The organism is Streptococcus infantis (assembly GCF_047465525.1).
Lineage (GTDB): Bacteria > Bacillota > Bacilli > Lactobacillales > Streptococcaceae > Streptococcus > Streptococcus infantis_R.
Window position 1 is genome coordinate 18,172 of record NZ_JASGZS010000021.1, and the last position, 20,749, is coordinate 38,920.

General features: G+C 41.6%; 19 protein-coding genes. 5 read left to right on the top strand and 14 right to left on the bottom strand.

Annotation, left to right across the window (positions count from 1 at the left end; genetic code table 11):
• Nucleotides 1-21: 21 nt before the first annotated feature.
• The 6 genes from QM374_RS08060 to QM374_RS08085 form a co-directional block, all read right to left on the bottom strand.
• The gene (locus QM374_RS08060; RefSeq protein WP_311523326.1) at nt 22-1,023 is read right to left on the bottom strand and encodes a virulence RhuM family protein; all 1,002 of its coding nucleotides are present in this window, start codon (nt 1,021-1,023) and stop codon (nt 22-24) included.
• Between the two features lie 31 nt (nt 1,024-1,054).
• Nucleotides 1,055-2,296, bottom strand: coding sequence for a hypothetical protein (locus tag QM374_RS08065; RefSeq protein WP_311523325.1), 1,242 nt, complete (start codon nt 2,294-2,296; stop codon nt 1,055-1,057).
• 278 nt (nt 2,297-2,574) lie between these two features.
• Nucleotides 2,575-3,153: an AAA family ATPase gene (locus tag QM374_RS08070; RefSeq protein ID WP_311523324.1), complete on the bottom strand. Its 579-nt coding sequence runs from the start codon at nt 3,151-3,153 to the stop codon at nt 2,575-2,577.
• Nucleotides 3,153-3,713: a GNAT family protein gene (locus QM374_RS08075; protein WP_311523323.1), complete on the bottom strand. Its 561-nt coding sequence runs from the start codon at nt 3,711-3,713 to the stop codon at nt 3,153-3,155. Before QM374_RS08075 ends, QM374_RS08070 begins: the two co-directional genes overlap by 1 nt.
• Complete coding sequence (locus QM374_RS08080; protein ID WP_414311421.1) at nt 3,691-4,278, bottom strand: flavin reductase family protein; 588 nt, start codon at nt 4,276-4,278, stop codon at nt 3,691-3,693. The genes QM374_RS08075 and QM374_RS08080 overlap by 23 nt, the downstream gene beginning before the upstream one ends.
• Before the next feature lie 366 nt (nt 4,279-4,644).
• Nucleotides 4,645-5,040, bottom strand: coding sequence for a helix-hairpin-helix domain-containing protein (locus tag QM374_RS08085; RefSeq protein WP_045762766.1), 396 nt, complete (start codon nt 5,038-5,040; stop codon nt 4,645-4,647).
• 215 nt (nt 5,041-5,255) lie between these two features.
• Between QM374_RS08085 and QM374_RS08090 the strand changes: the two genes are divergently transcribed.
• The 5 genes from QM374_RS08090 to QM374_RS08110 all read left to right on the top strand — a co-directional run bounded on the left by QM374_RS08090 (nt 5,256) and on the right by QM374_RS08110 (nt 11,601).
• Complete coding sequence (locus QM374_RS08090) at nt 5,256-6,008, top strand: isoprenyl transferase (protein WP_311523320.1); 753 nt, start codon at nt 5,256-5,258, stop codon at nt 6,006-6,008.
• 8 nt (nt 6,009-6,016) lie between these two features.
• Nucleotides 6,017-6,820, top strand: a complete 804-nt coding sequence (locus tag QM374_RS08095) for a phosphatidate cytidylyltransferase (protein WP_223140452.1) — start codon at nt 6,017-6,019, stop codon at nt 6,818-6,820.
• 21 nt (nt 6,821-6,841) lie between these two features.
• Nucleotides 6,842-8,098 (top strand): RIP metalloprotease RseP, encoded by a 1,257-nt coding sequence (rseP, locus tag QM374_RS08100; protein ID WP_414311422.1) that lies wholly within the window; start codon nt 6,842-6,844, stop codon nt 8,096-8,098.
• A 17-nt stretch (nt 8,099-8,115) separates the two neighbouring features.
• Nucleotides 8,116-9,969: a proline--tRNA ligase gene (locus QM374_RS08105; protein WP_414311423.1), complete on the top strand. Its 1,854-nt coding sequence runs from the start codon at nt 8,116-8,118 to the stop codon at nt 9,967-9,969.
• A gap of 252 nt (nt 9,970-10,221) precedes the next feature.
• Entirely contained in the window at nt 10,222-11,601 is a 1,380-nt protein-coding gene (locus tag QM374_RS08110) for a glycoside hydrolase family 1 protein (RefSeq protein WP_414311424.1), read from the top strand.
• A 77-nt stretch (nt 11,602-11,678) separates the two neighbouring features.
• Here the strand turns inward: QM374_RS08110 and QM374_RS08115 are convergent, their stop codons facing one another.
• From QM374_RS08115 to QM374_RS08150, 8 genes are all read right to left on the bottom strand, one after another.
• Complete coding sequence (locus tag QM374_RS08115) at nt 11,679-12,353, bottom strand: rhomboid family intramembrane serine protease (RefSeq protein WP_414311425.1); 675 nt, start codon at nt 12,351-12,353, stop codon at nt 11,679-11,681.
• Nucleotides 12,337-12,876 carry a 5-formyltetrahydrofolate cyclo-ligase gene (locus QM374_RS08120; protein WP_414311426.1) on the bottom strand — a complete coding sequence of 180 codons (540 nt, stop codon included), beginning with the start codon at nt 12,874-12,876 and terminating at the stop codon, nt 12,337-12,339. Before QM374_RS08120 ends, QM374_RS08115 begins: the two co-directional genes overlap by 17 nt.
• 3 nt (nt 12,877-12,879) lie before the next feature.
• Complete coding sequence (locus QM374_RS08125) at nt 12,880-14,010, bottom strand: N-acetyldiaminopimelate deacetylase (protein ID WP_414311427.1); 1,131 nt, start codon at nt 14,008-14,010, stop codon at nt 12,880-12,882.
• A gap of 61 nt (nt 14,011-14,071) precedes the next feature.
• A complete protein-coding gene (gene dapD / locus QM374_RS08130) occupies nt 14,072-14,770 on the bottom strand; it encodes a 2,3,4,5-tetrahydropyridine-2,6-dicarboxylate N-acetyltransferase (RefSeq protein ID WP_371560099.1) in 699 nt (232 codons plus the stop codon).
• Nucleotides 14,771-14,854: 84 nt separating this feature from the next.
• On the bottom strand, nt 14,855-15,766 hold the full coding sequence (locus QM374_RS08135; RefSeq protein WP_414311428.1) for a DMT family transporter: 912 nt from the start codon (nt 15,764-15,766) through the stop codon (nt 14,855-14,857).
• Between the two features lie 101 nt (nt 15,767-15,867).
• Nucleotides 15,868-18,369 carry a penicillin-binding protein PBP1B gene (pbp1b, locus tag QM374_RS08140; protein ID WP_414311429.1) on the bottom strand — a complete coding sequence of 834 codons (2,502 nt, stop codon included), beginning with the start codon at nt 18,367-18,369 and terminating at the stop codon, nt 15,868-15,870.
• A 147-nt stretch (nt 18,370-18,516) separates the two neighbouring features.
• Nucleotides 18,517-19,416: a UTP--glucose-1-phosphate uridylyltransferase GalU gene (gene galU, locus QM374_RS08145; protein ID WP_414311430.1), complete on the bottom strand. Its 900-nt coding sequence runs from the start codon at nt 19,414-19,416 to the stop codon at nt 18,517-18,519.
• Between the two features lie 21 nt (nt 19,417-19,437).
• Nucleotides 19,438-20,454, bottom strand: a complete 1,017-nt coding sequence (locus QM374_RS08150) for an NAD(P)H-dependent glycerol-3-phosphate dehydrogenase (protein ID WP_414311431.1) — start codon at nt 20,452-20,454, stop codon at nt 19,438-19,440.
• Between the last annotated feature and the right edge of the window lie 295 nt (nt 20,455-20,749).

Here is a 20,749-nt window from a genome sequence, read left to right on the forward strand (position 1 = left end):
GAAACGGTGAAAAATTTTACATTAACTTTCTCTCATTATCTTCGTAATATGTTTATCAAAGTCTGATATGATTTTTTGAGTTCGGTTAAATTTTTCATACTCCTGGATAGCTTTTGAGTCTGCTTGTTTCTTGGAAAGACTTCCTTTTCCTTCTAAGATTTCATATTCATTAAAAGATAGAAAACGATCAATACTATCTGCCAATCCTCGCATCGTAAAAGTATTACGGCGCTCAACCAAACTCTCGATATAATCAAAATAGGCTGTAACAGTTCGCTCTAGTTGTCGAATTTCTTTTTCTTGCAAATAATTTTTGGCTATAGTTACATCTGATTTGAGAACTCGTCCATCAGGTGCATGTTTCCAAGTAGTTAATCCCATTTTTTCTTTACTAGCATCGGCTTGCTGATAGATAATTTCTGCAGCCGTACTTCCAGTAATTGCGTAATGAAATTTATTTTGCACCATAGCATAGAAGTTTTTAGTAATATCTGAGTTTCGATCATAATCTATGGCACATTCAGCAAAGATATCCGTAATTTGTTGATAGATTCGGCGTTCGCTAGAGCGAATAGAACGAATCCGTTCTAAAAGTTCACGGAAATAATCTTGTCCGAAAACTGTCTGTCCTTGTTTCAAGCGTTCATCATCTAAAACAAAACCTTTGATGATAAACTCTTTCAAGGTCTTGGTTGCCCAAATTCTAAATTGAGTAGCCTTGCTGGAATTTACACGATAACCAACTGAAATGATAGCATCCAGATTGTAATATTCAAGTTCACGCCGGACAGTTCTATTGCCCTCTTGTTGAACCTGTGCAAATTTTGCACAAGTTGACACCTTATCTAACTCACCACTATCATAAATGTTTTTCAAGTGCTTTGTAATGACACTTCGTTCAACTCCAAAGAGCTCCGCAAGACCTTTTTGAGTTAACCAAAGATTTTCATCTTGTAAAAGGATATCTAGCTGAACGTCGCCATTGGGTGTAGTATACAGGATGAAATTAGAAATTTCATTCAAGCCAATTCCACCTCCTCCCTTCCATAAACAATTACTTCTCGTTCTTAAACTGTATACCGTTTTCTTTCAGTTTTTGAACGGTAGCGGGACCAATTCCCTTCAAAGCGAGAACTTCTTTTTCGGTCCATTTTTTGAAATCTGTAGACCTACGAATCCCATTTTCAACAAAGATGTGAACAAGATCCATCCGGATTCCCTTCATTTTTTCCTCGCTCATAAAGGAGTACCAGTCGTTTACCTCGGATAAAGTTTTTATCATACTGGAATGATTCGAAAATACTGGTTTACGACGGAACTTCTTGGCTTCGTTTGTTAGAAATTTTGTTAAAATAATATTTTCTAGTAAATAATCAAATAGAGGATACAAACTAGCTTGTAGCGATTCAATTGAATTTGGACAATAGCATTCTTGGTCTTCGATATCTATAACTTTGAATTGCCAATCTTCCTCTATAAAGAATTCAACAGCTTCATCATTGATTTCCACTAATTTTGCAAATAGCTGACTAGCTTCCTCAATTTTTCCTTGAGAAAAAGCAGAGATGATGGCATGAATAAGAATGGTATCGTCCCGTTTCCCTTTATTTAATTCTTCGCGGTAGAAACGCTCAACCTTTAGTTCCTGACCAGTAATATGATACAAGGAAAGCATACAGAAGACAAAATTAGGAGGAAAACGTTCTGGTCGCTTACTCAAATATAGGTCAATCAATTCTATAGCCTTAGAATTTAAGTTCTCCGTCATATAATATTCAATCAGAAACATGAGAGCAGACAGGATAGGGCGGGCTTCAAAATAATTCCAACTATTGTATCCGTTCATTTTCCATTTTTCTAAAACTAGAACTTCAAAATCCAATACTTTTTTAAAAGTTGACAAATCAAAATCTTCAACTTCTGATAAGAATAAATGAAAATCAGCAGCAAAATAATCTGGATTGATTTTTAAAACTTGCTTTAACAGTTTATTTCGCTTCTGTGTATTCGGAGTATGCATAGCTTCTCTAAATAAAGCATGATCCTGATTCCAATCAAAAGTCCTATTTTTCAGTTGGTAATTGATTAGCTGAACATCTGGATACTCTCCGTGTTCATCAGCATATTGCATCACTGCTGTATGTAGTTCATCGAAGTTTTGAATGGTCCGACGTTCTACAAAAGTTGGATTTTTGGCCATGATTTCTGTCCAAGCAGCCTCTTCTTCAGAAATAACTTTGATATCCAACTTTTGCTGGCGTTTTAATTCTTTTTTTCTATTTTTCTTTTTAGCCATCTATTTTCTCCTCTAACTCATTCTTCAATAGGTCCTATCTCGACTGCCAGATACAAGCATTAATGGGAAAAACCACTTTCTCAGCGATTCGTTGATTTTGAAGGTTGTGCCCTAAGCGTAAGCAAGGTGGAGTTTTTCCAGTTACATTGGGTGGTGGGAATCACGAACGAAAAAGATTGAGACTTTTGAACTTCTTGAGTCTTGAGAACGTCTTCATGAAGCCTTTTTGGGAATGTTCAACTTCAACCTAGGATGGAGTGTGTTTAGGCGGAAGCTGTTTAGACATGTGTTTGTCCTTTTTCTATTATTTTCATCTTATTTTGAATCTGCTTAGCAGCTTCTCCTGCAGACAAATTCGTATTATTTATTTTAAAGTAGTGGTGCAACTCATTCGGTTGATGTTGGGAATTTAATTGAAGTGTTTCAGTGGTTTCTAAAATTTCTCTTTCAGATACCTCAATATGTCGTTTTAAGGGTTTGTGCTTTAATCGATTCTCCGTTCGATTTCGACGTAAGCGCTCTTCAAGGCTTGTTTCCAATTCAACAAAAAGAATCTCTTGATGATAGTCATTCAACAAATCCTGAATTTGTTTCAAATAGATCAGCTGGTACTGATTTGAAAAATCAATCACGTCTGTTAAAATCACATATCGCTGATTTCTAGCGCTAGCTCCAAGGAAAGAAAAGGTCATTCCACGAACAAATTCCCACATTTCCTCTGTATAGTCCTGATAGATTTCCAGTGCAAAATCGATGGCTTGATGGTTATAAAAGAGGGTAGAATCCGTCAGTCGAGATAGTTCTTGACCAATCGTCATTTTTCCTGAAGCTGGGGCACCAATGATGAAAAAATGCATCAAATCACCTCCCACTCACTCTTCAGCAAGCCGTATCTCAAATCATCGCAGCGATTGCCTTGGGCATCCTTGCGGTCTCTTATGCGAGCTTCGAGGGTGAAGCCAAGTTTCTCAGCGACTCGTTGACTTTGAAGGTTGTAACCAAAGCAAGACAGTTCAATCTTGTGTAGGTTTAGTTCTTTAAAAGCTAAATCAATCAAGGCACGCGCTGCTTCGGGAACATAACCTCGTCCCCAATAGTCTGGGTGCAAGATATAGCCAATCTCCAGTACATCGTCTTCGTAGCGACGGGGGAAATCGACAGAACCAATGATTGTATCGGTTCTTTTAACGATAATTCCGTAGCCTGCTGGGAGATTATCCTTTTGATTACGCTCGGGAAGGATATGTTCTAGGTAATAAATCTCATCTTCCAAGGTCTTGACAGGTGGAAAACCTGCTGGGTAAGAAACTTCTGGACGACTAGCATAGTCAAAGATATCCTCTACATCCGCAACTGTACGGACTCGTAAGACCAGTCGCTCAGTTTCGATTCGTTCAGGTAATGCTGCTCTTGTCATTTTTCTGCCTCGCTTTCTTAATGAAGCTCCCCATAGGATCGACTCGGTCATTTAGATAACGGTAAACGCGCTGATGGGCGTCCCCCATAAAGTAAGTTGGCGCAAAGTGGTCATTTTTAAAATGGCCCTTGTCATCTAAGAGCTCTGGATCAGCAAGTCGCTCAATAATCTTAGCAAAGATATGGCAGATGCCATCTTCCTCGATAATCTGATCTACCTGACAATCCAAAACGACTGGACAAGCCTCTAAAATCGGTGCCTGAGTTCGTTCAGAAATCTCATAGTCAAGTCCCAGGTGTTTCAATTTCTCCCGATGGCTGATAAAGCCAGCCTGCTCCATCTCAAGCATGAGGTTTTCGTCAGGGATGTTCACGCTGAACTGTCGATAATGCTTAATCTGGTCGGCTGCATTTTCCTCAGTACCAACACCGATGACCAGCCAATCTCCCAGACTATAAGAGGAGCTACAGGTTGTGATATTGTATCCAAAGTTCTGGTCCTTATAGCCCAAGATGAAGATAGGAAAACCATAGTAGAGTTTACTGGTGTTAAAAGATTGTTTCATGACAACCTCCTTTAGCTAGGGGGGAAAAGAAAAATCGTCCCTGCCATCAATCTGACAGGGACGAATGTGTTAATCCGCGGTACCACCCAATTTCGGGCCATGCCCGCATCTTTAATCTTCTTGTTTCACTTTTATGACGTCGTTAGCTCGTCTTGCCGTACTTGAGTACAGCAAGACGAGCTGTCTAGTCCTAAAAGGAAACAAAAAGATTTATATTTCAATTTTTAATTTCATCCATTAGCAACCAGTTTTGACACATTTGTGGACTTCTCAGCACCGCCACTTTCTGTAAAATGTGGGACTCAAAACACCTCTAATGGCTTTATTTTAACAAGTTTTTGACGGAAAAGCAAGGAACAAGAAAGATTACTTGAACTTGATGCCGTTTTCTTTTAATTTCTTGATGGTAGCGGGACCAATTCCTTTCAAGGCAAGTAGTTCTTTTTCTGTCCAGTTTTTGAAGTCAGCAGCAGACTTGATCCCTTCATCGTAGAAAGTCTTAGCGCGGTCAACTGAAAGTCCCCCTAGGTTTGCTGCGAAATCTTCTACAGAAGTAGCAACTTTTTGAGCTTGCTCTTTGGTTGCTTCTACAGTTTTTTCAACCTTTTTAGAGACAGCTTTACCTGCATCACTTGCCGCTTTTTCAGCATGTTTTACAACTTTTTTTGTTTCTTCGACAACCTTGTTTACAGTGCTTGAAAATGCACCTGAGCGACGTAGGCTGTTTCTCAATTGTTTTTTACGTTGGAGTGTCTTTGACATGATAAAATCCTTTCAATAAAAAATCCCTGTGGCTGAACAAGGATCGAATCTCTATGGTTTTATTGTATCAACTTTCTTTAGGAATTGCAAGGCTTGATATACTGGAAATATAGGAGATATATGGGAAATTTCGCCGTAGAATGATAGACAATAATAGAAGAAAAATGAAAAATATGGTATAATGAAACGATAGATTTTTGAATAGGAATACAATCATGTTTGGATTTTTTAAAAAAGATAAAGCTACAGAATCCCCCACAATGGTGCCAGACCACATCGGTGTGATCATGGATGGGAATGGCCGTTGGGCTAAAAAACGGATGCAGCCACGAGTCTTTGGCCATAAGGCTGGGATGGATGCTTTGAGAAAGGTAGCTATTGCTGCTAGTGATATGGGCGTCAAAGCCTTGACAGTCTATGCCTTTTCAACTGAAAACTGGACCCGTCCAGATCAGGAAGTCAAATTTATCATGAACCTGCCAGTTGAATTCTATGATAAGTTTGTTCCTGAATTACATCAGAAGAACATGAAGATTCAAATGATTGGGGAGACTGATCGTTTGCCGAAGCAGACTTTTGATGCTCTTAAAAAGGCAGAAGAGCTGACTAAGTTAAATACAGGATTGATTCTCAATTTTGCCCTTAATTATGGTGGACGAGCTGAGATTACACAAGCAGTCAAGTTGATTGCACAGGATGTTTTAGATGCTAAGATCAATCCTGGTGATATCACCGAGGAGTTGATTGGGGAATACCTCTTTACGGGACATTTGCCAAAAGTCTTGCGGGATCCTGACTTAATTATTCGGACCAGCGGTGAACTTCGTTTGAGTAATTTCTTGCCTTGGCAGGCTGCTTATAGCGAGCTCTATTTCACGGATGTCTTGTGGCCTGACTTTGATGAGGAAGCCTTGAAAGAAGCTATCATCGAGTACAATCGTCGCAACCGTCGCTTTGGAGGAGTTTAGGAGATATTATGATACAGGATTTACAAAAGAGAACCCTTTTTGCTGTCTTGGCCTTGGCTATCTTTATCCCAATCTTGGCGATTGGTGGCTTATGGCTCCAGATTGCCATGGGGATTGTGGCTATGTTGGGAGTCCATGAGTTGCTTCGTATGAAGGGGTTAAATACCATGACGCCTGAAGGCCTCTTGACTTTACTAGCAACCTTTTTTCTGACTATTCCTTTGGAAAACTACCTGAAGTTTTTGCCTGTGGATGGGAACGTTGTTGCTTATAGTGTCGTGATACTGATTTTACTAGGGGCAACAGTCTTCAGCAAGAACTATACTATTGAGGATGCTGTTTTTCCGATTGCCATGAGTTTTTATGTTGGCTTTGGTTTTAATGCTTTGGTCGATGCTCGTATTGCAGGTTTGGATAAGGCGCTTTTGGGACTGTGTATGGTCTGGGCAACCGATAGTGGTGCTTATCTGGTAGGGATGAAGTTTGGTAAGAGAAAACTAGCTCCGAGAGTTTCCCCTAACAAGACCATAGAGGGTGCTATGGGGGGTATCTTGGCTGCTATGCTAGTGACTTTGATTTTTATGCTAGTTGATAGTACTGTTGCTTTACCTTATGGGATTTACAAAATGATGGTTTTTGCTATTTTCTTTAGTATAGCTGGTCAGTTGGGAGATTTGATTGAAAGTGCTATGAAACGTCACTTTGGTGTCAAAGACTCAGGCAAGTTTATCCCAGGTCATGGTGGGGTATTGGATCGTTTTGATTGCATGCTGGCTGTCTTCCCTATTATGCACCTCTTTGGCTTATTTTAAGGAAAGGTAAATAGAAATTAAATGATAGGATTACTAACATTTATCCTGGTCTTTGGGATTATCGTAGTGGTTCACGAATTCGGACATTTTTACTTTGCTAAGAAATCTGGGATTTTAGTTCGTGAGTTTGCCATCGGTATGGGCCCCAAGATCTTTGCTCATATCGGAAAAGATGGGACTGCTTATACCATTCGTCTCCTGCCACTTGGTGGGTACGTTCGCATGGCAGGTTGGGGTGAAGATACGACAGAAATCAAGACTGGAACTCCCGCAAGCCTAACATTAGCAGCGGATGGTAAGGTCAAACGCATCAATCTCTCTGGTAAAAAGGTTGACCAGACAGCTCTGCCTATGCAGGTCACTCAGTTTGATTTTGAGGATAAACTCTTTATTAGAGGCTTGGTCTTGGAAGAAGAGAAGACCTTCTCAGTTGATCATGATGCGACCATTGTGGAAGCTGATGGAACGGAAGTTCGTATCGCTCCCTTAGATGTCCAATATCAAAATGCGACTGTCTGGGGTAAAATGATCACCAACTTTGCTGGTCCTATGAATAATTTTATCCTAGGAGTCGTCGTTTTCTGGATCTTGATTTTCATGCAAGGTGGCGTCCGTGATACACAAACGAATAACTTCAGTATTATTCCAGATAGCGCTTTGGCTAAGGTTGGTGTTGAAAATACTGCCCAAATCACTAAAGTCGGCAGTTATGAGATTTCAAACTGGTCAGATTTGATTCAGGCGGTCGATGCAGAAACCAAGGACAAAACAGCGCCCGTTTTGGATGTGACGGTTTCTGAAAATGGCACTGAAAAACAAGTGAGTGTGACACCTGAAGAAAGCCAAGGTCGTTATATACTGGGTGTTCAACCAAGGCTCAAATCAGATATCTGGTCTATGTTTATGGGCGGATTTACAACTGCGGCAGATTCAGCTTTACGTATCCTGAATGCTTTGAAAAGCTTGATCTTCCAACCTGATTTGAATAAATTAGGTGGCCCCGTTGCTATCTTTAAGGCAAGCAGTGATGCCGCTAAAAATGGTCTTGAGAATGTCTTGTTCTTCTTGGCTATGATTTCCATCAATATCGGGATCTTCAACTTGATTCCGATCCCTGCGCTGGATGGTGGAAAAATCGTGCTCAATATCCTAGAAGCTATCCGTCGCAAACCACTAAAACAAGAAATTGAAACCTATGTCACTCTGGTCGGAGTTGTCATTATGGTCGTTTTGATGATCGCCGTAACCTGGAACGACATCATGCGTACCTTCTTTTAAGAATTAGAGGAGTCATTATGAAACAAAGTAAAATGCTTATCCCAACGCTTCGCGAAATGCCAAGCGATGCTCAAGTTATCAGTCACGCCCTTATGTTGCGTGCTGGTTATGTTCGTCAAGTATCAGCAGGTGTTTACTCATACCTACCACTTGCTAACCGTGTTATCGAAAAAGCTAAGAAGATCATGCGTCAAGAGTTTGACAAGATTGGTGCTGTTGAGATGTTGGCTCCAGCCCTTCTTAGTGCAGATCTTTGGCGTGAATCTGGTCGTTATGAAACTTACGGTGAGGACTTGTACAAATTGAAAAACCGTGAAGGATCTGACTTTATCCTAGGCCCAACCCACGAAGAAACCTTCACAGCGATTGTCCGTGATTCTGTCAAGTCTTACAAGCAATTGCCACTGAACTTGTACCAAATCCAACCTAAATACCGTGATGAAAAACGTCCACGTAATGGACTTCTCCGTACGCGTGAATTTATCATGAAAGATGGTTATAGCTTCCACGCTAACTATGATAGCTTGGATGTGACCTATGATGAGTATAAGGCAGCTTATGAGCGTATCTTCACTCGCAGTGGTTTGGACTTCAAAGCTATCATCGGTGACGGTGGAGCCATGGGTGGTAAGGATAGCCAAGAGTTTATGGCCATCACACCTGCTCGTACAGACCTTGACCGTTGGGTAGTGTTAGATAAATCTGTCGCATCATTTGATGAGATTCCTGTAGAAGTGCAAGAAGAAATCAAGGCAGAATTGCTCAAATGGATGGTTTCTGGTGAAGATACCATTGCCTACTCAAGTGAATCAAGCTATGCAGCTAACTTAGAAATGGCAACCAACGAGTACAAACCAAGCAATCGTGTTGTGACTGAAGAAGAAGTGGCTCGCGTGGAAACACCAGGTGTCAAATCGATTGATGAAGTCGCAGCCTTCTTGAATGTCTCTGAAGAGCAAACAATCAAGACCTTAGTTTATATCGCAGATGAGGAGCCAGTTGTGGCTTTACTCGTTGGCAATGACCAGCTCAATGAAGTCAAATTGAAAAACTACCTTGGAGCAGATTTCTTGGAACCTGCAACTGAGGCAGAAGTCAAAGAATTGTTGGGAGCGGACTTTGGTTCCCTTGGCCCAGTAGATCTTCCAGAAAATGTTAAAATCATTGCTGACCGCAAGGTACAAGATAGCCGCAATGCTGTTGTAGGTGCTAACCAAGATGGTTACCACTTGACTGGTGTGAATCCAGGTCGTGACTTCACTGCTGAGTATGTGGATATCCGTGAAGTTCGTGAAGGTGAAATTTCTCCAGACGGACAAGGTATTCTTAACTTTGCGCGTGGTATCGAAATCGGTCACATCTTTAAACTGGGTACTCGTTACTCAGCAAGTATGGGGGCAGATGTCTTGGATGAAAACGGTCGTGCTGTGCCAATCATCATGGGATGCTACGGTATCGGTGTCAGCCGTCTCCTCTCAGCAGTTATGGAGCAACACGCTCGCCTCTTTGTTAACAAAACGCCTAAAGGGGAATATCGTTACGCTTGGGGAATCAATTTCCCTAAAGAATTGGCTCCGTTTGATGTGCATTTGATTCCAGTTAATGTCAAGGACGAAGCAAGTCTTGAATTGACTAATCGTATCGAAGAAGCCTTAGTTAACAAAGGCTACGAAGTCTTGACAGATGACCGTAACGAACGTGTCGGTGTTAAATTCAGTGATAGCGACTTGATGGGTCTTCCAATCCGTATCACTGTTGGTAAGAAAGCAGCTGACGGGATCGTAGAAGTGAAGATCAAGGCGACAGGAGATACAATCGAAGTTCATGCAGATAACTTGCTTGAAACTCTTGAAATTCTAACAAATAAATAAAATCTATAATCAGAAGAAAAACAAGACAAAAATGTAACTAGTTTTTGCCTTGTTTTTTCTGTATAATGAGAGAAAGTAAGACTCAATGAAAATCAAAGAGCAAACTAGCCGCAGGTTGCTCAAAACACCGTTTTGAGGTTGTGGATAGAACTGACGAAGTCAGTAACACATATACGGCAAGGCGACGTTGATGCGGTTTGAATTTGATTTTCGAAGAGTATAAACATTAAAAGCGTAAAAAGAGGTAGTACTATGCTAAAATTTCCAAAGGATTTTGTCTGGGGTTCCTCAACTTCTGGGCCGCAGATAGAAGGACGAGTGCCTGGTGACGGTAAGGGAGATAATCTCTGGGATTATTGGTTTCAAGTAGAGCCAAATCGCTATTATAATGGGATTGGGCCAGATAAGACATCGACCTTCTATGAAAATTGGGAAAAAGATATCGAATTATTGTTAGAAACAGGGCACACAGCCTTTCGAACTTCTATCCAGTGGTCTCGTATTTTCCCACAGGGACGTGGAGAAGTCAATCCTCAAGGTGCGGCGTTCTACCGTCAGGTCTTTGAAGCCATCAAGGCTAAGGGCATTCGTCTTTTAGTCAATCTTTATCACTTTGACTTGCCTTTTGCCCTTCAAGAGGATGGCGATGGTTGGGAAAATAAGGCAACTATTAAGGCTTATGAAGGCTATGCTCGCTTCTGTTTTGAGACTTACGGAGACTTGGTAGATCAGTGGATTACCTTCAATGAACCTATCGTTCCTGTGGAGTTCGGTTATTTCTATGATTCCCATTATCCTCATAAGGTAGATGCCAAAGCAGCAGTAAAGGTTGCCTATCATACCCAACTAGCCAGCACTCTTGCCGTTAAGGCTTGTCATGAAGTATTACCTGGTTCTAAGATTGGAATTGTCCTCAACTTGACACCAGCCTATCCACGTAGCCAGCATCCTGCCGATGTAAAAGCAGCTCGCATTGCCGACCTCTTTCAGGCACAATCTTTCCTAGATCCGTCTGTTTTAGGAGCATATCCAGAAGAGTTAGTGGAAATTTTGGCTGAGCATGACTTGTTACCAGAGTACACGGCCGAAGAGTTGGAAGTTATTCGTGAGCACACAGTAGATTTCCTTGGAGTCAACTACTACCAACCCTTGCGTGTCATGGCGCCACTTTTTACTAAGCATCCTGATAGTCCACTCTTACCAGAACATTTCTATGAACCTTACGTTATGCCAGGTCGTAAGATTAATCCACACCGCGGTTGGGAAATCTACGAGCAAGGAATTTATGACATTGCCCAAAATATCAAGGAAAACTATGGGAATATTGAGTGGATGCTGACAGAGAATGGTATGGGCGTTGAAGGTGAAGATAAATTCCGCGAAAATGGAATGATTCAGGATGATTACCGTATTGACTTTGTCAAAGGTCACCTTCGTGAACTTCATCGTGCCATTGAAGACGGTGCTAACTGTAAAGGCTACTTGATTTGGACCTTTATCGATTGCTGGTCATGGCTCAACAGCTATAAAAACCGCTATGGTTTGGTCGAGCTTGACTTAGAAACACAAGAACGCCGCTTGAAAAAATCAGGCCACTGGTTCAAAGAACTCAGCGACAATAATGGATTTTAAGCTACTTTTCAAATAGATTCAAATAAACCATTGGAAATAAAGCTCTTTGAGAGAGTTTCCAATGGTTTTTCTTATTCTTAGAATAGTCCGATAAAAAGTAGTAGAGCTGATAAAGCAATGAAAGCTAGGGTTGCTAGACCACGTTGGCCTGGGCTGTAAATCTTTCTTTCGCCTCGAACTGGGAAGACGATAGCCAGTAATGCACCCCCGACAGCACCCCCGACATGCCCAGCAAGGCTAATACCAGGCATTAAAATACTGCCTACTAGATTGATGACTAAGAGGGAGAGGTAGGATTGACCAAGCTGTTGGAGATAGGGATTGCGTGAGGCATAACGGAGAACGACAATAGAAGCGAACATACCATAGAGGGCAGTTGAAGCACCAGCAGTAATGGCATTGGGACTAAAAACGAGGACAAAGAGATTTCCCATCATACCTGATAGAAGGTAGATAAAGAAAAAATGTTTAGAGCCAAAGATTTGTTCCATCTGACGTCCTAAGAAGTAGAGGGATAGCATATTGACTAAAAAGTGCTCCAAGCCAATATGGACAAAGGTTGCCGAGAATAAGCGCCAGACTTGTTCAGGCATGGCCTTGATTGCTGGGGGATAAACAGCTCCGAATTTATACAAGGTGGCTGCACTTGTGTAGTTAAAACCACTGGTTAAAAACATGAGTATAAAAACCAGGCTTGTCACGAGTAGAAAGAAGCTCGTGACAGGATACCGACGATCAAAAATTTCTTTCATAGATGAGTACCTCCTCAACAGGAATATCATGTGAATCAGGCTGGAAGTCTTGAATCTGACAAGGATAAAGTGTACTGATGGTGTGGCCTAGGAAATGCTCCAAGTAGCGGTCGTAGTAGCCACCACCGTAGCCAATCCTATACCTTGAAGGATTGAAAGCCAAACCAGGAACATGAATCAGGTCAATCTGAGAGGGTTCAAGGATTGTGAAGTCTCCTTGAGGTTCAAGAAGTCCAAAAGAATTTCTTTCGAGTTTCTCTGGTTCATAGAGCACAAAGTCCATTTTCCCTTGTGGATAAGTTTTGGGAATGAGGATGGTTTTCCCATCTTTTTGAGCTTGTTCGATCAGTCTAGCTGTCTGAAATTCATGAGGAAAAGACAGGTAAGTAGCGATGGTTTTTGCTTCCTTGTAGAATGGATGTTGAAGGAGTTGCTCTGTGAGCCAATCGTTCATGCTCTGCTTTTCTTCCTTGGATAGAGACTTAAGTCCTTGCAAGACCTGCTTGCGTAAGCTTTTTTTCATAGTTTACTCCGCCGCTTTCTTGGCTAAGAAGCTTGATACAGCTTCGACACCGATAGATAGAGCTTCTTCCTTAGGGCTCATCTTTGGATGGTGAAGTGCATAAGGGCTGTCAATGCCAAGCCAGAACATGACGCCAGGAACCTTGGAGAGAAGGTAACCGAAGTCTTCCCCTGTCATGGCAGGTTCGATGTCAATCAGTTCAATCCCCTCTTTTTCATCAAAGAAGGTCATCAATTCATAGGCTAGTTCAGGGTTGTTTTCGACTGGTAAATAACCTCCCTGCTTGAGTTCAACTTCCACATCCATATCAAAAGCAGCTGCGACACCTTCAGCGATAGCTTTGACACGTTTTTGAACCAAGAGGCTCATGCTGTGTGTGAGAGCTCGAATGGTTCCATGCAAGAAAGCTGTATCAGCGATGACATTATTGGTTGTACCAGCTTGAAAAACACCGAAAGTGGCAACAGCTCCCTCGATAGGATCGACATTACGGCTGACAACTGACTGGACTTGGGTCACAAAATAGCTAGCTGCAACCAGAGCATCGTTGGCTTCATGTGGAAAGGCAGCGTGACCACCTTTACCCTTAAAGCGAATCTTAACTTCACATGTTCCAGCAAAGAGTGTATGAGTATTGGTCGCAATTTGTCCAACTTTTAAGTCGGGGCGAACATGAAGTCCATAGAATTGGTCAGGCAACCAGTCGCCAAAAGCATCATCTTCATACATGAGCATACCGCCTGCCTCATTTTCTTCCGCAGGTTGGAAGAGAAAGAGGAGGTTGTTTTTTGGTTGGTTTTCTAAAGCACGTTCAAGACTTCCAAGGGCAATGGTCATGTGAAAATCGTGTCCACAAGCATGCATACGGTCTTGGTGTTGAGAGGCAAAAGGAAGGCCTGTTTGTTCAACAATTGGGAGTCCGTCGATGTCTGTTCGCCAACCAATGGTACGTTCTGGCTGACTTCCTTGCAAGTAAACTAAAATACCTGTTCGCCAGGTACGAATCTGAACAAAATCCTTGCCAGCTGTTAATTTCTCAATAACATTGAGTAAATAAGCGTGAGTCTTGAATTCTTCTAAACCAATCTCAGGAATTTGGTGAAGATCGCGTCGAGTTTGAATCAAATCTAACATAGTTAATTTCCTTCTATTGATACGAGAAAGAGGCTGGAAATATTTCCGCCTCTGTTACTAATTACAAGGTGCGAAGCGCATCCTCTAGCGCTGTTTTTTGTTGGGTTTGGCTATCGATTTCCTTGATAACACGAGCTGGGACACCTGCTACCACAACATTTTCAGGAACATCTTGAGTGACGATAGCGCCTGCTGCAACAACAGAACCACTACCGATTTGAACACCTTCGATAACTACAGCGTTAGCACCGATGAGAACATTGTCACCGACACGGACAGGTTCAGCACTAGCTGGCTCGATAACGCCTGCAAGAACAGCACCTGCACCAACGTGGCTATTTTTACCGACAATAGCGCGTCCGCCAAGGATAGCTCCCATATCAATCATAGTGCCAGATCCAATTTCTGCACCGATATTGATAACAGCACCCATCATGATAACAGCATTGTCACCAATCTCAACTTGGTCACGGATGATAGCGCCTGGCTCGATACGAGCATTGATATCACGTTTATCAAGGAGAGGTACAGCCGAGTTGCGAGCGTCTTGTTCAACAACATAGTCCTTGTTTTCTGTAAGTCCTTCGAGAAGTGGAGCGATATCTTTCCAGTCTCCAAAAAGAACATTCCCAAGCTTGATAACAGAAGCAGGGATAGTTCCGGCAAGTTGCCCCTCAAAGGTCACTTTCACACTAGTCTTTTTCTCAGCATTTGCGATAAATTGGATAATTTCTTGTGCATTCATTTTTGTAGCAGTCATAGGTGTCTCCTCACTCTTTGTAATGCTTACTATTCTACCAAAAAAGGCTTCAAAATTGAAGCCTTAAGTGTTAAAAGAAGGTGTTTAATTCTTGGATTTAGATTCTTCAATGGACAAGAAAACCATAGGAACGATAATCAAAATCATGGCCAGTACCAAGAAACCATCCAGAACCATGCCAAGGAAAAGAACACTAAGAATAGCAGAGGATAGCGGTTCGCTTGCACTGACGACTGACACCACCAAGGGAGAAACGAGAGAGACAGCCTTCATCGATAGGAAAAAGGCAAAGGCAGTTCCCAAAAAGGCAATGGTCAAACAAATACAGATACTGATGGCATCAACCTGGAAGCTAATCTTATAAACAGGGTAGAGAAAATTACTAAAAAGTCCAGCGATAATCATTCCCCAACCAACAGTTGGCACAAAACCGTATTTTTTAGCAAAGCGTTGGGGTAAGATAACATTGAACATGACACCTAGGGCACTGAGAAGTCCTGTCAGTAAAGCAAGAGGAGTGATGGATAGCTTAGACAAATCGCCTTTGGTAGCCATCAAAAAGACCCCAATCATAGCAGTCAAAACATAGAAAATTGCTTTTTTAGAAGCTTTTTTCTTGTAGATGATGCGATTATATAGAAGTATAAAGACAGGACTGATAAATTGGAGGATGGTGGCAGTGGTAGCGTTGGAATACTCGACACAGAGATAGAAGAAAAACTGAACAGAAAAAATCCCTAAGATGGCATAGGCTAGAAAAGGAAGGTAATTGTTTCGATTTTTCCAGATCTCGAAGAGCTGGGACCGGAGTTTTATACTAGATAAGACGATTACGAAACTACCAGCGACGAGTAGACGCATAGAAGTAATCCACCCTGAAGATACTTGATAATGTGAAAAAAAGTACTCTCCTAAAATTCCGCAGATCCCCCAGATCAGGCCAGATAGGAGAGAATAAATGGTTCCCTTAAAAATATTCTTTTGATATTTATTCATGTTGCTATTGTACCATGAAATGAAAAAAGAAAAAAGAGAGTGGAGAAAAATCATTTCTTTCAGAAATTTTCTTTCCCACTCTCAATGATTGTGCTGTTTAGTTAGCGCCGTTGATTGCTGCTTCTGTTCCCGTTACTATTAGAAGTATTATTACGATTATTATTGTTATTACTGTTACTGCTATTGCTATTGTTTGATGAGGAAGAGGATGCTTTAGGCAGACTTCCTAAAATGGTGTTCCAAGCATTTTGGTAGTCTGCATCGCTTCCACCAATAGCGAATCTATAAGTAGTAGTCGGAGCACCAGCTTGGTTAGCCCAGTAACTTGTCACCGTTTCTCCGCTCAGATTAATTTCTTTTCCATTAATAGTCACCTTCCCTGGCTTTTGACCAGTTGATTTGAGGACTTGTGATGAAGTGACACTTGAATCGAGTTTGAAACGTTCTGAACCCCAAGCAGAAGGAGCTGCTTGTTGAATGGCATTTACCAGATGAGCCATGTAGTTAGCGTTACGGGTGTACCCAGCTAATTTTTCTAATGATCTATTATCGTCATGCCCGATCCAGCCCCCCAGAGTTAGTTTTGGAGTGGAAAGCATGAGCCACATATCACCATTTTCATTGGTTGTGCCAGTTTTTCCGATCCAGTCGGCATTTGCTAAACTTGGACTGAGAGCAGTAAGATTATTTTGGAATGTTGTAGTAACACGGGATGAAATAACCTCTCTCAGTAGACTTTGCATAATCGTTGCTGTTGCTTTAGAGTAGACTTGTACAGGTTCGTCTTTGTGCTCATAGATAACCTCGCCGCTGGTCTTCTCGATTTTTGAAATCATGTATTTCTTATGGTAAACACCATTGTTAGCCAAGGTTTGGTAGCCATTTGTATGTTGGGCTACAGTGACATCGATTCCTCCCCCCATAGGTAGACTTTCGATGCCGTATTCAGGGATTTCATAGCCCATCTTTTCCATGTAGGAACGAACATCAACCCCTTTTTGAAGAAGTAGCTGATAGGTCCAGTAGGCTGGAATGTTCCAAGAATAATTCAGAGCTTCTTTAAGGTCTATCATTGCTGTACCTGGGTTATTAACGTGCATGATAGGATTCCCGTTGGAAAAATTGGTTGGATAGTTTGATAAGATACTAGCGCTTCCCATGAGCCCTTGGTCAATAGCAATACCGTAGGCCAAGAGTGGCTTGGTAGTGGAGGCAGGGGAACGTTTGGTATCGAAGGCGTGATTGTTTTGATTGGTCTGATAATCTCGCCCACCTACAAAACCTAAAATCGCCCCAGTTTGATTGTCCATCAAGACATTCCCAACTTCAGGTTGCTCTGAACTATCATCTAGCAGGTAGCCGTAATTTGCTACCGTATCTTGCATGGCCGTGTGAATAGCCTTATCAATAGTAGTTGTAATACTATAGCCGCCGTTTTGAATTTCTTTTTTGGCTAATTCACGATAAGATTTCTGGATCGATTCGTTCTGTAGTTCTTGGTCAGAAACATTGTCCTTTTGCACCAGATAATCATACATAATCTTGGTAGCCTCATCGAGCGCAGTGAAGTAGAGGAAGCCTTTAGAGGTAACGCTAGCATTTTCTGCTGGCAAGAAGTCTTTCTTAATATCGTACGCTTTATAGGTTTCGTAATCTTCTTGGCTAAGGATTCCAGTTCTGTACATATTGTAGAGAACATCTTTTGAGCGCTTGATTCCAAGTTCAATATCTTCTTCGCTCTTCATCTCACCAGTAGATTCATAAGGTGAGTAGGAAATAGGGCTTTGTGGTAAACCTGCTAGGAAAGCTGCTTGAGGAATGGTTAGTTTGCTAGCATCCACTCCGAAAATCCCAGTTGCAGCCTGCTGAGCACCTGCGATATTTTGCCCCTTGTTATTGCGACCAAAAGGTGCGACGTTGAGATAGGTTGTTAGGATTTCGTCCTTGCTCATGGCTCTTTCTAAGGCCAAGGCGTCAACGATTTCACTGGCTTTACGGGCAAGCGTAGGAGCATCACCAACTACTTGTTGTTTGATGAGCTGTTGTGTTAGGGTAGATCCTCCACTGGAAGAACCAAGTCCGATGAATTTTCCTAGACTGGCACGAATAACCGCTTTAGGAACGACACCGTTGTGCTCTGCAAAGTGTTCATCCTCGGTTGAAACGATAGCTTGCTTGAGGTTATCTGAAATGGCATCTGATGATACAGATGTGCGAAGTAGATCGCTTTCGATAGCGCTAATCATGGAACCATCTGCATAGCGGATTTCAGAGATGGATGAAATATTATTGACCTGCTTGATCAAATCCTCTGTTTGAGGGACACTAACTTGATCAAAGAGAGAAACAGCATACCCCAAGGCAACCCCTGTTCCAAGGAGACCGCCAATAAAAGCTAGGATGAAAAGTGTGTTAAAAGTTGCCTTTATTCCAAGTAAAATTTTTGCAAATAAAGTCCAGATATCGAATGGTGTTTGCGTTTGCTTTTTCTTCTTAGAATTTTTTCCACTCTTTTTCTTTGTATTCATTTTAGAAATTGTTAATTTTAGAGACCCAAGTAAGGCCAGTCCTTTTTCTTTGATTCTTGTTACATGTTTGTTCATAGAATTCCTCACTCTTTATTATTATACCATAAAAGCATCTCTTGCAAGAAATTAGGCTTAAAACAGGGCTTTGGATAGGGATTGGAGTTCGAAATTTAGACATCAAAAAAGCCAGATTTAAGTTAAATCTGACTGTTTGACAAATTGTTATTTTTCTCCTGAAAGTTCTTTTCCAAGATTAATCAAGTAGTCCTTCAAGTGGTCTTTGACTTGTGGGTGTTTAAGAGCGTATTCGATGGAAGTCTTCATGAATCCAAACTTGTCTCCGACATCGTAACGAGAACCTTTAAACTCACGAGCAAATACTCGTTGGGTTTTGTTGAGAGTATCGATAGCATCTGTTAGCTGGATTTCATTTCCTGCTCCTGGTGTTTGATTTTCAAGAATACCGAAAATCTCTGGTGTGAGGAGATAACGGCCAATAATGGCTAGATCACTTGGTGCGTCTTCAGGTGCTGGTTTTTCAACGAAGGTTTCAACACTGTAAAGACCGTCATTTCCTTCACCCTGAGGAGCGATAACACCGTAGGCAGAAACTTCTTCGTGTGGGACAGGCATTACGGCGATAGTAGAAGCGTGAGTCTTCTCATAATCATTCATGAGTTGCTTGGTCAATGGAACAGCCTTGTCATCAGTGATATCCATGAGGTCATCTCCAAGCATAACCACAAAGGGTTCGTTTCCGACGAAAGCTTTGGCTTGTAAGACGGCATCTCCGAGTCCACGTGGGTGTGTTTGGCGGATGAAGTGAAGACGCATACCAGTTGTTTCGTCAACTAGTTTCAAAAGGTCGGTTTTTCCTTTTTCCTTGAGGTTGTATTCTAGTTCAAAGTTTGAGTCGAAATGGTCTTCGATAGAACGTTTTGACTTTCCTGTTACCACAAGAATGTCCTCAATTCCAGACTTAAGAGCTTCTTCAACGATAAACTGGATGGTTGGTTTATCCACGATTGGCAACATTTCTTTGGCCAAAGCTTTAGTAGCAGGTAGGAAACGAGTTCCAAGTCCTGCAGCAGGGATAACGGCTTTTCTAACTTTTTGCTTCATGAGCTTCCTTTCTAACGGTGACTAAGACCACTCGTTCTCTGCCTTGAACTCATTGCTCATGAGTTCAGAAACGGCATCCTTAATATTAACATTTTCATAAATAACTTGGTAGATGGCTTGAGTAATAGGCATATAAACTCCTAGCTCTTGTGCTAATTCGTAAGCAGCTTTGGTTGTTGAAATTCCTTCAATGACCATTCCCATATTGGCTTCGATATCTGCCAAGGCTTCACCACGCCCCAGAGCATCTCCAGCACGCCAGTTACGTGAGTGGACAGAAGTTCCGGTAACGATTAAATCTCCAACCCCAGAAAGTCCACTGTAAGTTAATGGATTTGCTCCAAGTTTAACACCCAGACGGGTAATTTCTGCCAGCCCGCGGGTGATAATAGCAGCTTTTGCATTATCCCCGAATCCAAGTCCATGAAGGGCACCTGCACCAACAGCGATGATATTTTTAAGAGCACCAGCTGTTTCCACTCCGATCACATCCGTATTGGTATAAAGGCGGAAGTAGTGGTTGCTAAAGAGTTTTTGAACATATTGAGCAGTTTGTAAATCCTTGGATGCAGCCGTAATCAAGGTGATGTCACGTACAATCGTTTCTTCCGCATGGCTAGGACCAGATACAACCACAATCTCACTACGCAATTCTTCAGGGATTTCTTCTTCTAGGATGGTTGAAAGACGTTTGTGGCTATTGGGCTCGAGGCCTTTTGAAGCATGCATGACCACCACTTTATGATCCAAAACAGCAGCCACTTGTTGAGCTACCAATCTGGTTACCTTGGTTGGCACCACAAACAAGACGGCATCAACCCCCTTCAAGGTTTCTGCCAAATCATGATAGGCAACAATTTTTTCGTCTAATACAGTATCCTTAAAATAGCGTTTGTTAGTATGTTGTGTATTGATTTCGTCAATTTGATCAGGAATATTTCCCCAGATACGCACTTGGTGTCCGTTGTCATTAAGAACTTGTGACAAGGCAGTACCCCAAGAACCAGGCCCTAAAACAGCGATGGTTTGTTTGTTCATATTTTCCTCCTTCTGAGAAAGCACTTTCCTATATTCTACCATAAAAAGCCCTATCTTGCATCTATATAACTAGCTAAGATATGTCCTATTGATAGGAATCTGTATTTATCGAAGGTGATGATTCGGGAAAATCAAAAGTGGAGATATAAAAAACAGCCAGGGGGAATTAAGCCCACTGAAAAAGGAGCTCTCTTACTTTTAATGAAATGAAAACCGAGGAATCACTCATCAATTTGAGCGAATTCCTCGGTTATTTTGTATTTATTAAGGCCATAATTCGTTTCATATTAACCAC

Bases quoted from the DNA above. Each gene is read 5' to 3' on its own strand.
- QM374_RS08150 (WP_414311431.1), bottom strand. From the start codon at position 20,454: ATGAACAAACAAACCATCGCTGTTTTAGGGCCTGGTTCTTGGGGTACT.
- QM374_RS08070 (WP_311523324.1), bottom strand. From the start codon at position 3,153: ATGCATTTTTTCATCATTGGTGCCCCAGCTTCAGGAAAAATGACGATT.
- QM374_RS08080 (WP_414311421.1), bottom strand. From the start codon at position 4,278: ATGAAACAATCTTTTAACACCAGTAAACTCTACTATGGTTTTCCTATC.
- QM374_RS08135 (WP_414311428.1), bottom strand. From the start codon at position 15,766: ATGAATAAATATCAAAAGAATATTTTTAAGGGAACCATTTATTCTCTC.
- QM374_RS08110 (WP_414311424.1), top strand. From the start codon at position 10,222: ATGCTAAAATTTCCAAAGGATTTTGTCTGGGGTTCCTCAACTTCTGGG.
- QM374_RS08115 (WP_414311425.1), bottom strand. From the start codon at position 12,353: ATGAAAGAAATTTTTGATCGTCGGTATCCTGTCACGAGCTTCTTTCTA.
- QM374_RS08095 (WP_223140452.1), top strand. From the start codon at position 6,017: ATGATACAGGATTTACAAAAGAGAACCCTTTTTGCTGTCTTGGCCTTG.
- QM374_RS08120 (WP_414311426.1), bottom strand. From the start codon at position 12,876: ATGAAAAAAAGCTTACGCAAGCAGGTCTTGCAAGGACTTAAGTCTCTA.
- QM374_RS08075 (WP_311523323.1), bottom strand. From the start codon at position 3,713: ATGACAAGAGCAGCATTACCTGAACGAATCGAAACTGAGCGACTGGTC.
- rseP (WP_414311422.1), top strand. From the start codon at position 6,842: ATGATAGGATTACTAACATTTATCCTGGTCTTTGGGATTATCGTAGTG.
- galU (WP_414311430.1), bottom strand. From the start codon at position 19,416: ATGAAGCAAAAAGTTAGAAAAGCCGTTATCCCTGCTGCAGGACTTGGA.
- QM374_RS08085 (WP_045762766.1), bottom strand. From the start codon at position 5,040: ATGTCAAAGACACTCCAACGTAAAAAACAATTGAGAAACAGCCTACGT.
- QM374_RS08105 (WP_414311423.1), top strand. From the start codon at position 8,116: ATGAAACAAAGTAAAATGCTTATCCCAACGCTTCGCGAAATGCCAAGC.
- QM374_RS08065 (WP_311523325.1), bottom strand. From the start codon at position 2,296: ATGGCTAAAAAGAAAAATAGAAAAAAAGAATTAAAACGCCAGCAAAAG.
- QM374_RS08125 (WP_414311427.1), bottom strand. From the start codon at position 14,010: ATGTTAGATTTGATTCAAACTCGACGCGATCTTCACCAAATTCCTGAG.
- pbp1b (WP_414311429.1), bottom strand. From the start codon at position 18,369: ATGAACAAACATGTAACAAGAATCAAAGAAAAAGGACTGGCCTTACTT.
- QM374_RS08090 (WP_311523320.1), top strand. From the start codon at position 5,256: ATGTTTGGATTTTTTAAAAAAGATAAAGCTACAGAATCCCCCACAATG.
- dapD (WP_371560099.1), bottom strand. From the start codon at position 14,770: ATGACTGCTACAAAAATGAATGCACAAGAAATTATCCAATTTATCGCA.